Source organism: Pseudomonas sp. PA-5-4B (genome assembly GCF_021606215.1).
Taxonomy (GTDB): Bacteria; Pseudomonadota; Gammaproteobacteria; order Pseudomonadales; family Pseudomonadaceae; genus Aquipseudomonas; species Aquipseudomonas edaphica.
Genome location: NZ_WKDB01000010.1, coordinates 106,486 through 118,288, shown reverse-complemented (window position 1 = coordinate 118,288; position 11,803 = coordinate 106,486). Strand labels below are relative to the sequence as shown.

Sequence of the window (11,803 nt, the reverse complement as noted above, 5' to 3'; positions counted from 1 at the left end):
CTTGTCGGCCAGAGTGGAAAGGTGGATGGCAGCTTTGCTCCCACTCGTGCTTCTAGCACCGCGGACTCACAGCTTGCCATCCACCCCTCTCACCTCAGAGTTTATTCCCAGATCAAGACACAAGCGGCCCGCGATAGGGGGTGTCAGTCGGCAAATATTTCGACTGATACACCGCTATCGCGGGCAAGCCCGCTCCCACAGGGAATGGATGGCGTCAGGCAGATTCGTTTTCCAGGGCTGGCAAATGGCTGGCCCCCAACACCGCCGGCACCATCCCCGCGCGCAAATCATTGCCACTCGGCTGCTGATACAGGCTCAAGCCAAACTCCGGCAACACCGCCAGCAAATAATCAAAGATATCGCCCTGGATGCGCTCGTAATCGGCCCACGCCGTGGTGCGGGTGAAGCAGTAGATTTCCAGCGGCACGCCTTGGGCGGTGGTTTGCATCTGGCGCACCATGCAGGTCATGTTCGGCTGGATGTCCGGGTGGCTTTTCAGGTACGCCAGGGCGTAGGCGCGGAAGGTGCCGAGGTTGGTCATGCGGCGGCGGTTGGCCGACAGTTGCGCACTATGGCCCTGAGCTTCGTTCCAGGCCTTGAGTTCGGCCTGCTTGCGGCTGATGTAGTCGGTGAGCAGGTGTACCTGGGTCATGCGCACTTCTTCGTCGTCGCGCAAAAAGCGCACGCCGCTGGCGTCGATATACAGGCTGCGTTTGATGCGGCGCCCGCCGGAAGCCTGCATGCCGCGCCAGTTTTTGAACGACTCGGACATCAGGCGCCAAGTGGGGATCGAGACAATGGTTTTGTCGAAGTTCTGCACCTTGACCGTGTGCAGGGTGATATCCACCACGTCACCGTCGGCGCCGACCTGAGGCATCTCGATCCAGTCGCCGACCCGCAGCATGTCGTTGCTGGTCAGCTGCACGCTGGCCACAAACGACAGCAGCGTGTCCTTGTACACCAACAAAATCACCGCTGACATTGCACCCAGGCCCGAGAGCAGCAACAGCGGCGAACGGTCGATCAAGGTGGCGACGATGATGATCGCGGCGAACACGAACAGCACCATCTTTGCCAACTGTACATAGCCCTTGATCGAGCGGGTGCGGGCATGTTCGGTGCGCGCGTAGATATCCAGCAAGGCGTTGAGCAGGGCGCTCACGGCCAGCGTCATGAACAGGATGGTGAACGCCAGCGCCACATTGCCGATAAACAGGGTGGCGGTCTTGCTCAGGTCGGGTACCAGGTACAGGCCGAACTGGATCACCAGCGAGGGCGTCATTTGCGCCAGGCGGTGGAAGACTTTGTTATGCCGCAGGTCATTGAGCCAGTGCAGCGCCGGTTGCCGGCCGAGCAGTTTGACGGCGTGGAGGATGAGGTAGCGTGCTACCCGTCCGACCAATAGGGCGACTACCAGCAGTATCAGCAAACCCAGGCTGGCATGCAGCAGCGGGTGTTCATCGAGGGCGCCCCAAAGGTCTTGGACGTTGAGCCAGAGCTGTTTGATATCCATGGGTAAAACCGATTCTTCTGTAAGACAACACGGGTCGATTAGAGCATTTATGTGCAACAAAGTTGGTTTTGCGGACAAATCTGCTGACAAAAAAGCAGCTGATTAGCCTCGTTCGCGTAAAGAAACTCGGTTTGAGCGCCCGAAACCGTTACCCTATGCAGCTGATATTTTGTATTTCTTCGAGGTAGCACCCGTGTTTTCCCAATTCGCCCTGCACGAACGCCTGCTCAAAGCCGTGGCCGAGCTTAAATTTGTCGAGCCTACGCCTGTGCAAGCAGCGGCCATCCCGCTCGCGCTCCAAGGGCGTGACCTGCGGGTGACGGCACAAACCGGCAGCGGTAAAACCGCCGCTTTCGTCCTGCCGGTGCTGAACCGCCTGATCGGCCCGGCCAAAGTCCGCGTGAGCATCAAGACCCTGATCCTGCTGCCAACCCGCGAACTGGCGCAGCAGACCTTGAAAGAAGTGGAGCGCTTTTCGCAGTTCACCTTCATCAAGTCCGGCATCATCACCGGCGGTGAAGACTTCAAGGTCCAGGCCGCCATGCTGCGCAAGGTGCCCGACATCCTGATCGGCACCCCAGGCCGGATGATCGAGCAACTCAACGCCGGCAACCTCGACCTCAAGGAAGTCGAAGTGCTGGTGCTCGACGAAGCCGACCGCATGCTCGACATGGGCTTTGCCGACGATGTGCAGCGCCTTGTGGCCGAGTGCGTCAATCGCCAGCAGACCATGCTGTTCTCCGCCACCACCGGCGGTTCGACCCTGCGCGATATGGTTGCCAAGGTGCTGAACAACCCTGAGCACTTGCAGGTCAATAACGTCAGCGACCTGAACGCGACCACGCGTCAGCAGATCGTGATGGCCGACCACAACGTACACAAAGAACAGATCCTGAACTGGCTGCTGGCCAACGAGACCTATCAGAAGGCCATCGTTTTCACCAACACCCGTGCAGCAGCCGACCGTATCTACGGTCGCCTGGTGGCTCAGGAATACAAGGCGTTCGTGCTGCACGGCGAGAAAGACCAGAAGGATCGCAAACTGGCCATCGACCGCCTCAAGGCTGGCGGCGTGAAGATCCTGGTCGCCACCGACGTTGCCGCCCGCGGCCTGGACGTGGATGGCCTGGACATGGTCATCAACTTCGACATGCCGCGCAGCGGCGACGAATACGTGCACCGTATTGGTCGTACCGGGCGCGCCGGCAATGATGGTCTGGCGATCTCGCTGATCTGCCACGGCGACTGGAACCTGATGTCGAGTATCGAACGCTACCTCAAACAGTCGTTCGAGCGCCGCACCATCAAGGAAGTCAAAGGCACCTACACCGGGCCGAAGAAGGTCAAGGCGTCGGGCAAAGCGGTCGGCGTGAAGAAGAAAAAGACCGACGCCAAGGGTGACAAGAAGAAAACCGGCGCCAAGTCGCCAACCAAGCGCAAGATTGCCAACCGGCCGAAGACCGACAACCTGTCGCTCGTCAGCAAGGACGGCATGGCGCCGCTCAAGCGCCGCAAGCCAGAAGCGCCAGCTGCCGAATAAGGCCGCTGATATAAAAAAACCGGACGCTGTCCGGTTTTTTTATGCCCTCAGTTGATCGTTCCTACGCTCTGCGTGGGAATGCCGCCAGGGGCGCTCCGCGTCCCGTTGTGGTGGTTAATTCTTTGCTTTGGCGGCCGCCTCGTCCAGCTCCTTGAGGCGCTGGTCGATCAGTTGGCACTTGTCTGGCAGATCCGCGCTGGCAGTCTCCAGGTTCATGTGTTGCAACTCATCGTTGATTTCCTTGGCCTTGGCCGGGTTTTGCTGGGTCAGTTTGGTCACTTCCCTGGCCAGTTGTTCGCGTTTGGCCGTGGCCTCTTCCGGCGTGCAGGCCCAGGCGGGCAGGGCGCTCAGCAGGGCGGCGGCGATGGCCAGGTTCATCAGGGTTTTCATGGTCGGACCTCCTTGGCAGTGGTGTTCAGTTGAGGGCGCGAACGTCTGGAAAGTTCAGAGAAATGACGCTCGTCTATTGGGATGAACGGCCAGTGTCAGGTCATGTCACTACCTATGACGGGCCACTTTTTAATCTGCCCGCGGGAGTAATCAGGATGACGACTTACAACTGGGATCTGATCGAACGTCTACTGCATGAAGTGCAGAACGGCGAAGGCAGCTTTGCGCCGCGCAAATACGCCGAGCAGGAAGCGGCCGAGAAGGCCACGGCGGGCGAATCCACCGGTAACCTGGACGCGTTGAAAAAGACCGCCGCCGATTACGAAGCGCTGTTGTTCAAACGCGGTTTCATTGAATCGCGCCCGGAAGAAGAGGGCGGCAATGGTGAGAACTTCATCCTCACAGCGCTAGGTGCGCAACTGCTGGCCCTGATCGACAGCTCAATCCCCGGCAACGATCACCCGCGCCAAGTGCTGGACGAGCAGGCCGACGCGCTGGACCCGGCGACGTTCGCCGAGGTGGCTTCCAAGGCGCAGATTGCCTGAAAGAGCACACCCCAAATCAAAATGTGGGAGCGGGCTTGCTCGCGAATACAGTGTGTCAGTCAATAGATTCATCGACTGATTCACCGCATTCGCGAGCAAGCCCGCTTCCACATTTTTAAATCGAGGCGGCCTTGAGGCATTTGAGGGCCTGGAAGTCACTGCGAACCTTGCCGATTTTTTGTGTGAGTATCTGGCGCTGCTGCGCCGTGCTTTCGGCCATCAGGTCGATGATCAGGCTGCGCGCAGCGGCTTCGGTTTGCGCATAGGCGGTGCGGTATTGCGGGGTCCACAGGCTCTCGCGATCCACCAGCAGCTGTTGGATTTTCTGTGGGAAGTCAGCGCTGTGACGCTGCTGCAAGGCGACGATAAATTGCGCCTGCCAATGGGCGCGATTACCGATCCATTCCTGATTCTGTTCACCCAGCGCGATTGACCACGCCGTCACCCGGCTCTGCTGGCGGGGACTCAACGGCCCCATCCACGCATCCAGGCGTTTGCTCATGCGCTCGGCCCGCTCCTTGATCTGCTGGGCCAGTGGCGGTTTGAGGTATTCGTCCTGGCGCTTGCGCAGGTCTTTGGCCAGCGCATCCCCCATGTCTTTGACTTGTTGATCATCCAGGCCCTGCAGCAACTGGATGGCTGACGGGGTGATCTCACGGGCCACCTCGGCGATGGCCTGTTTGGCTTCCACGGTGCGCGCTTGTAGTGCCGCGTCGGTAACCTGGTTGTTGTCGACCATCTGTTGCAGGCGATCAAGCCAGTCAAGGTAACCCGGTAATTGGGTGGTGCAGTGCCAGGCCAGATGTCCCTTGAGGGTGTCGTTGAACCAGCTCTTTTGCCCTGCGTTCATGTCCAGGTAGTCGTTGAGCGTCCAGGGGATGATCACATCAAGGTTGCGGTAGGCCAGGCCCACGCGATTGCAGCCGGCGAGCACCAGGCTCAACGTCAGTAATACCACCAGTAATTTGATCCGACGCAGCATGGGCGTGTCCTTGCGCAGGGAGGGTTCATGCATGTGAACCTGTGCGAGGCGCGACAGTTCAGCCCATCAATAAAACGACCGCGCGGCCTTCAAGGTCAACAGGCCGTCGCATTGCGAATTGTGTCCGGAGTAGGCCGAGCAGTCTCCACCGCTGAGGCTGGAGCCGCTATAGATCAGGTCCAGGTCAACGCCTTTCCATGCGCGGGAGAACTGCACTGACCAGTCGCTGAAGTTGCTGATGGTGCCGCCTTCCACCGCAGTTGGAGTGCCGAGCTGGTGAGTGGTGTACTTCATGCTGACGCCGATGCCGAAGGGCTGTGTACCGCCGAGGTCGGCAAACAGCGTGCTGTCCTGGCGATCCGGATCGTTGCTGAACGACACACCGAAGCGATTGCCCAGCAGGTTCAAGCCGCCGTAGAACTCCTGGCTGTCGAGCGGGCTGAGCTTGGGGTAGCTGTAGTGGATCATGCCTACTTCGTAGCCCAGGGTCTGGTCGAAGGGGCGCTTGAAGCCCATGTAGGAGTCGACTTCAAGGTTGTTGGCCGAGGACAGGCCCAAATTGGGCGAAAACTGGCCGAAATACAGGCCGCTGTCGTGGCTCAGGTCCAGGCCGCCGTGGAAGGAATCGCTGCCCGGCGAGGTGGGCTTGACCAACCCCTGGGCCATGCTGCGACTGGGCGTGGTGCCTAATTTGAGGTCGAAGTCACCCAGTTCACGCTGAAAAATCTGCGCGTATGCGAGGGGGCTTGCTGTAAGGGCTGCGATGAGAAACAAGCAGGGCTTGAGCATGCTTCACTCCATGAAAAGCGAGGAGCAGTAATGAAAAAATCGGACAGATGCCCGTGCTAGACGGGTGCAAGCATACCGGCGAATGCTTCGCGGTGAGCCCCGTTCGTCGATTAGCGCATCAGGAGAGGTAGCAGGAGGGTGTTTCAGACTCTAGTCCTGGCGCCTTGGAAGGCAAGACGCTTAGGAGCTAGATGCGACGTGCGGGTATTACTTTTTGCCCAGGCTGATCTGCTTGGACGGGCCGAAAGTCTGGCCGCTCACGCCCTTGGCAATTTGCTGGATTTCGCCGCCGGACTTGAGGAAAGCAGCAATTTGGCTGTTGATCGATTCGCTGGTTTCAACGGCGGGAGCTGGCTTTGCTTTGCTGTTGGATGCTTTTACGCGCATGGCGGCCACTAACCTGTAGAAAATTAACTTGGCCAGGCATCGTACAGGAAATACTTGACAATTGCTTGGCAAATATCCTCTGGGAATAACCATAGCCGATGTAATCGGCCAAAATTTTACCTTGAAATAAGCCCCTAACTTACTGTTTTAACTCGAAACCACAGGGTTTATTCGGCTGCTGCCCGCGGGTAAAATTCGATCGATTGATCAGACGAGCGGGGCGGTGCCATTACGAGGCCACGCCAGCCCGCGATTTTTCAGGCGCACGCGCGTGGCGGGCGCAACTCGGGTAGAATGCCGCCCACGTAACGAAGGTATCTGGAAATGGCTTTAGTCGGGCGCTACAACAGCTTGCAAGTGGTTAAACACACTAACTTTGGTTTGTACCTGGATGGTGCGCAAGATGGCGAAATCCTCTTGCCTAATCGGTATATCCCCAAAGATATTCCCAGTGAAGATGAAGACTGGCTTAACGTTTTCATTTATCTGGACAGCGATGACAAACTTATCGCGACGACTGAAAAGCCGAAAGTTCAAGTCGGCGAATTCGCCAGTTTGAAAGTCGTCGAAGTCAACAGCATCGGCGTATTCCTCGACTGGGGTTTGCCAAAAGACCTGTTGCTGCCGTATTCGGAAGAAAAACGCCAGCTGACTGCGGGTGAATACTGCGTGGTGCACGTCTACCTCGACAAGCACACCAAACGCATCACCGCCACCGCGCGACTTGACCGCTACCTGGATAAGACACCTGCCAACTACCAGGTGGGCCAGGAAGTCGACCTGCTGGTGGCCGAAGCCACCGACATGGGTTTCAAGGCGATCATCAACAACAAGCACTGGGGCCTGATCCACAAGAACGAAGTGTTCAAGTTCCTGCGCCCGGGCAAGGAAGAGAAAGGCTTCATTAAAGAGATTCGCGCCGATGGCAACATCAGCCTGAGCCTGCAACCGGTTGGCCAGGAAGCGGCCTCGAGCCTGAACTCGAAGATCCTCGCCAAGTTGCGTGAAAACAACGGCACCCTGCCGGTCAGCGACAAGAGCGACCCGGCGGTGATCAGCAATTTGTTCGGTGTCAGCAAAGGCAACTTCAAGAAAGCCATTGGTGCGCTCTACAAGCAGGGCCAGATTGTGATTCACGCCGATCGCATTGAACTAAGCTGATCGCGTTTTGCTCTTCTGTAGGTGCCGCTCGGCGCCTATGGAGGCTGCAACCATGACCCGCAAAATACGCTTCGCTTACCTCGGCACTTTACTCGCGTTTCTGGTGCTCGACGGCCTCTGGCTCGGCGTTTTCATGGGCCAGACCTACAGATCCCTGCTCGGCTCGCTGATGCTTGATCAGCCTCGCTTGCTGCCTGCTGTGCTGTTTTATCTGCTGTATGCCCTCGGTTGTGTGGTGTTAGTGGTTTTGCCCAGCGGCAGCTGGCAACGTGCAGCAGGCCTTGGCGCTCTGCTCGGCCTGGTGGCCTACGGCACGTATGACCTGAGCAACTGGGCCACATTGCAAGGTTGGTCAGCCGGACTGGCACTGATGGACATGGCCTGGGGCACCTTCCTGACGGCCGTCTGTTGCAGTGTCGGCTATTTGTGTGCACATCGGGTGCGGCATTGATTGTGTACAGGATTGACGTGCACCGTTGCTGAGCATAACCCCCGCCAACAACCCTTCATAAATCTCTTTGGAACACCGTTTCAGAGGGATTGTGTGCCATTGGCACATATTCTGCTGAATACCTCGTATACAAACCAGGCCGCCTCCCGTATGCACACCGTTACGGCAGCGCAGGCCGGTATTTCGAGGAGCCAAGCGATGACCGAACAATTGCCCAAAGGCTACAGCCCGCGCCTGTACAACCAGGACCTCGGGCCGCTGCCGCAGAAATGGACCTGGTACAACATTTTCGCCTTCTGGATGAGCGACGTGCACAGCGTCGGCGGCTACGTGTTCGCCGCCAGCCTGTTTGCCCTCGGGTTGGCCAGTTGGCAGGTGTTGATCGCCTTGCTCACCGGCATTTGCATCGTGCAGTTGATTGCCAACCTGGTGGCCAAGCCGAGCCAGCAAGCGGCGGTGCCATACCCGGTCATCTGCCGGCTGGCATTTGGCGTGTTTGGGGCGAATATTCCGGCGGTGATTCGCGGTTTGATCGCCGTGGCCTGGTACGGTATCCAGACGTACTTGGCGTCGAGTGCCTTGATTATCGTAGTGCTGCGCTTTTTCCCACAGATGGCGGTGTATGCAGAGCCGCACTTTGCGGGCCTGTCCTACCTGGGCTGGTTTGGCTTCCTCAGCTTATGGACGCTGCAGGCAGCCGTATTCTGGGCCGGCATGGAGTCCATCCGCCGCTTTATCGACTGGGCGGGGCCAGTGGTCTATGCGGTAATGTTTGCCCTGGCCGGCTGGATCGTGTGGAGGGCAGGTTGGGCGAATATCAGTTTCACCCTGGCGGAAAAATCCCTGTCAGGCTGGCAGGCATTTGGCCAAGTGATTGTGGCGACGGCGCTGGTGGTGTCGTACTTCTCCGGGCCTACGCTCAATTTCGGTGATTTCAGCCGCTACTGCCGCAGCATGCACGACGTGCGACGCGGCAATTTCTGGGGGTTGCCGGTTAACTTCCTGGCGTTCTCGCTGGTGACTGTCGTCATCGTTTCGGGCACTTTGCCGGTGTTTGGCGAAATGTTGCATGACCCAATCGCTACGGTTTCGCGCATCGACAACAGCATGGCCGTGCTGCTCGGCGCCTTTGCCTTCGTGACCGCCACCATCGGCATCAACATTGTCGCCAACTTCGTGTCACCGGCGTTTGATTTCGCCAACGTCGCGCCGAGCAAGATCAGTTGGCGCGCAGGTGGCATGATCGCGGCCGTGGCCTCAATCTTTATCACGCCGTGGAACCTGTTCAACAACCCGCTGATGATCCACTACACCCTGGACATTCTCGCTGCGTTTATCGGCCCGCTGTTCGGGATTTTGATTGTGGATTTCTACCTGATCAAAAAGCAGAAAATCGACGTGGATGCCCTGTTCGACGACAGCCCCAACGGCCGTTATTACTACGACGGCGGCGTGAACTGGACCGCCGTCAAAGCCTTGGTGCCTGCGACGCTGGTGGGCGTCGCTATCACCTTCACGCCCGCGTTGCAGGGCATGGCCAACTTCGCCTGGTTTACCGGGTGCTTCCTGGGAGGGCTGTTTTTCCTGGTGCTGGCACGGCGCGAGCGGGTTCGTGCGCCAACGTCGCTGGTTGCCGGTTGACCAACACCGCGCCCGCCAACACCAAGCCACAGCCGGCGATCACCAGCGCCGGTTGCAGGCCGCCGCTTAAGTGGCTGCTCACCGAGGCCAGCAATGGGCCGCACAATTGGCCAATGGCAAAGCTGGCGGTGAGCAGCCCGGTGCTGCGCTGGTAGCCGTGGGGCGCCACCTCGCGCAAACGCGCCATCACCAGTTGCATGCATGCCAGGAACGGCGCACCACACAGCAACACTCCCAGGGCCAGGCCCCAGCCATTGCCCAGCAGGCAGGCGAATACCCCGGCCGCTTGCAGCCATAACGTCGTCATCAACCAGCGGCGGGTGGTGTCCGGGTCCTTGCGACGCAGGCTCGCCACCACCACACCCAGCGCCGCCGCCAGGCCAAAGCACGGCCAGAACAGGTCGGCTTGCCAGGCGCCTTTGAACTGCGCGTTGGCCATCTGCGATAAGAAGGTTGCGGGGATGATGTAGCCCAGGCCATACAAGAAGTAGATCCAGCACAGGTGCGCGATGCTGGCGTCGCTGCCCGCGCTAGTGGCATGGGTCACCGTCACGGTCGGTTTCGGTAAAAAGGGCAGGATGGCCAGCAACATCACCAATGCCACCACGCCATAGACCAGCCACAAGGTCGCAGAGTCTTCGCCCAGTAGATTGGAGCCCAGTGCCAGCAATCCTGTCAGCAGAATCCCCAGGCCAGGCCCGGCAAACACCAATGCTCCCAAACGCGGACGCTCGGCGGCTATTGCCAGCGGCTGGCTCAAACTGGTGATCATTACCAGCGCCCAGGCGCTCGCCACGCCGGTACCAAAGCGCAGCAGCAAATGCGGCCAGAAGCCATGCGCCCAGTACGACCCCAGGGTCAGCAGCACGCACAGCCACAGCCCGCCATACAAACGCGCTTTTATGTGGTGATCGCTGCGGGCGAAGACCGAGTCCACCGCGCCGACGAAATAGCCCAGGTAGTTGGCGGCGGCAATCAGGCCCGCGCCCGTCAGGTCAATCTGCCCCTCGCTGAGCAAATGCGGCATCTGCGGGGTGAGGGCGAAGCGGCCAATGCCCATGGCCATCATCAGGGCGATAAAGCTGGCGGTTAAGCGAATCAGCGGTGACATGTGCAGGTTTCCTACGGGGAAGCGAATGACCTTTAGGCTAAAGCGGATTGACTTTCTGTAAAAATGAATAATAGTGAGTAACTTGTTCAGTTTTGGAGAAAGGTATGGAGTTCAGTCAATTGCGCATCTTCCAGGCCGTGGCGGAAGAGGGCTCCATCACCCGCGCGGCTGAGCGCCTGCATCGCGTGCCCTCGAATCTGTCGACACGGCTCAAGCAAATGGAGGAGCAACTGGGCGTCGAGTTGTTCGTGCGCGAACGCCAGCGCTTGCAGCTTTCTCCCGCAGGCAAAGTGTTGCTGGACTACAGCACTCGACTGCTGGCGCTGCATGATGAAGCCCACGGCGCGGTGCAAGGAGGGCAGCCGGCGGGCGATTTTGTATTGGGCAGCATGTACAGCACGGCCGCAGTGCATTTGCCCAAACTGTTGGCGCGCTATCACAAGGCGTATCCGATGGTGAACCTCCAGGTGCAATCGGCGCCCAGCGGCGAGTTGCTAGAGGGCTTGATCACCGGGCGTCTGGACGCGGCCTTTGTGGATGGCCCGATAACGATCGCGACGCTGGACGGCGTGCCGCTGTGCGAAGAGCGCCTGGTGATCATTTGCGAGGCGGATCACCCGCCCGTGCGTGGCCCCCAGGACGTCGCCGGCCGCTCGGTGTTCACCTTCCGACGCAGTTGCGCCTACCGTGCGCGCCTGGAAACCTGGTTTTCCCACGAGCGTGTGGCCATGGGCCGCGCCATCGAGATTGAGTCTTACCAAGGCATGCTCGCCTGCGTGATCGCCGGTTCCGGCGTGGCATTGATGTCAGAATCAATGCTCGACAGCCTGCCAGGCAAGGACAGTGTGTCCGTTCATCCGTTGACCGGGCCTTTTGCCACTGCTACTACCTGGTTAATGTGGCGCAAGGGCATGCTCGGCGCTAACCTCAATGCATGGATCGATCTGCAACAAGAGGGCAAGGCCGATTTCCTGCAAGACGCGCGCGCGATTGCTTGAACGATCTGTCAGGATTCAGATCAATCCTGTAATAGTTCGTTGTGGTTTCGTTCAAGCATTACGTAAGACTTAGAGCTACTATCACTGTAGGAAAAGGCGACAGAACTCCCGCCTAGCCGCATTACCCTCAAAGGGGGCAACCATGAAAGAGAAAATTCAAAACTGGCTCCACGACCTCGGCGTTGCGCTGGGCCTGATTGAACCGCCACTGCAGCCGATACCGATTCGCACGGATGACGAGCAGCGTCGTCCGCGTCGCCGCTAAGCTCAGTTAGCAACAGGTTTTAGAATGTGG

13 protein-coding genes are annotated in these 11,803 nt (G+C 58.9%); 7 read left to right on the top strand and 6 right to left on the bottom strand.

Features of this window, described 5'->3' with window-relative positions; all coding sequences use genetic code 11:
* Positions 1-214: 214 nt before the first annotated feature.
* Positions 215-1,513 (bottom strand): mechanosensitive ion channel family protein, encoded by a 1,299-nt coding sequence (locus tag GIW28_RS07635; RefSeq protein ID WP_099548846.1) that lies wholly within the window; start codon positions 1,511-1,513, stop codon positions 215-217.
* Between the two features lie 193 nt (positions 1,514-1,706).
* Between GIW28_RS07635 and GIW28_RS07630 the strand changes: the two genes are divergently transcribed.
* Positions 1,707-3,053 (top strand): DEAD/DEAH box helicase, encoded by a 1,347-nt coding sequence (locus GIW28_RS07630; protein WP_026013512.1) that lies wholly within the window; start codon positions 1,707-1,709, stop codon positions 3,051-3,053.
* A gap of 114 nt (positions 3,054-3,167) precedes the next feature.
* Here GIW28_RS07630 and GIW28_RS07625 read toward each other — a convergent pair whose 3' ends face one another.
* Entirely contained in the window at positions 3,168-3,443 is a 276-nt protein-coding gene (locus GIW28_RS07625) for a hypothetical protein (protein WP_017134853.1), read from the bottom strand.
* 155 nt (positions 3,444-3,598) lie between these two features.
* Here GIW28_RS07625 and GIW28_RS07620 point away from each other — a divergent pair, with 155 nt between their 5' ends.
* Positions 3,599-3,988: a hypothetical protein gene (locus GIW28_RS07620; RefSeq protein ID WP_017134854.1), complete on the top strand. Its 390-nt coding sequence runs from the start codon at positions 3,599-3,601 to the stop codon at positions 3,986-3,988.
* 115 nt (positions 3,989-4,103) lie between these two features.
* On the opposite strand, the gene GIW28_RS07615 is transcribed toward GIW28_RS07620, so the two are convergent.
* The 3 genes from GIW28_RS07615 to GIW28_RS07605 all read right to left on the bottom strand — a co-directional run bounded on the left by GIW28_RS07615 (position 4,104) and on the right by GIW28_RS07605 (position 6,146).
* Complete coding sequence (locus GIW28_RS07615) at positions 4,104-4,970, bottom strand: DUF6279 family lipoprotein (RefSeq protein WP_236447752.1); 867 nt, start codon at positions 4,968-4,970, stop codon at positions 4,104-4,106.
* A gap of 66 nt (positions 4,971-5,036) precedes the next feature.
* Positions 5,037-5,759, bottom strand: a complete 723-nt coding sequence (locus tag GIW28_RS07610) for a TorF family putative porin (RefSeq protein ID WP_236447751.1) — start codon at positions 5,757-5,759, stop codon at positions 5,037-5,039.
* 207 nt (positions 5,760-5,966) lie between these two features.
* The gene (locus GIW28_RS07605) at positions 5,967-6,146 is read right to left on the bottom strand and encodes a hypothetical protein (RefSeq protein ID WP_003193095.1); all 180 of its coding nucleotides are present in this window, start codon (positions 6,144-6,146) and stop codon (positions 5,967-5,969) included.
* 324 nt (positions 6,147-6,470) lie between these two features.
* On the opposite strand from GIW28_RS07605, the gene GIW28_RS07600 reads away from it, so the two are divergent.
* The 3 genes from GIW28_RS07600 (at position 6,471) to GIW28_RS07590 (ending at position 9,399) form a co-directional block, all read left to right on the top strand.
* A complete protein-coding gene (locus tag GIW28_RS07600) occupies positions 6,471-7,307 on the top strand; it encodes a CvfB family protein (protein ID WP_017134857.1) in 837 nt (278 codons plus the stop codon).
* 52 nt (positions 7,308-7,359) lie between these two features.
* Complete coding sequence (locus GIW28_RS07595; RefSeq protein ID WP_099548849.1) at positions 7,360-7,758, top strand: DUF2177 family protein; 399 nt, start codon at positions 7,360-7,362, stop codon at positions 7,756-7,758.
* Between the two features lie 198 nt (positions 7,759-7,956).
* Positions 7,957-9,399: an NCS1 family nucleobase:cation symporter-1 gene (locus GIW28_RS07590; protein ID WP_236447750.1), complete on the top strand. Its 1,443-nt coding sequence runs from the start codon at positions 7,957-7,959 to the stop codon at positions 9,397-9,399.
* Here GIW28_RS07590 and GIW28_RS07585 read toward each other — a convergent pair.
* Positions 9,311-10,510 carry an MFS transporter gene (locus tag GIW28_RS07585; RefSeq protein WP_236447749.1) on the bottom strand — a complete coding sequence of 400 codons (1,200 nt, stop codon included), beginning with the start codon at positions 10,508-10,510 and terminating at the stop codon, positions 9,311-9,313. The two genes, GIW28_RS07590 and GIW28_RS07585, sit on opposite strands and share 89 nt — an antisense overlap.
* Before the next feature lie 104 nt (positions 10,511-10,614).
* Here GIW28_RS07585 and ptrR point away from each other — a divergent pair, with 104 nt between their 5' ends.
* Positions 10,615-11,508 carry a putrescine utilization regulator PtrR gene (gene ptrR, locus GIW28_RS07580; RefSeq protein ID WP_017134861.1) on the top strand — a complete coding sequence of 298 codons (894 nt, stop codon included), beginning with the start codon at positions 10,615-10,617 and terminating at the stop codon, positions 11,506-11,508.
* Between the two features lie 142 nt (positions 11,509-11,650).
* Entirely contained in the window at positions 11,651-11,773 is a 123-nt protein-coding gene (locus GIW28_RS30610) for a PA1414 family protein (protein WP_017134862.1), read from the top strand.
* Positions 11,774-11,803: the final 30 nt, after the last annotated feature.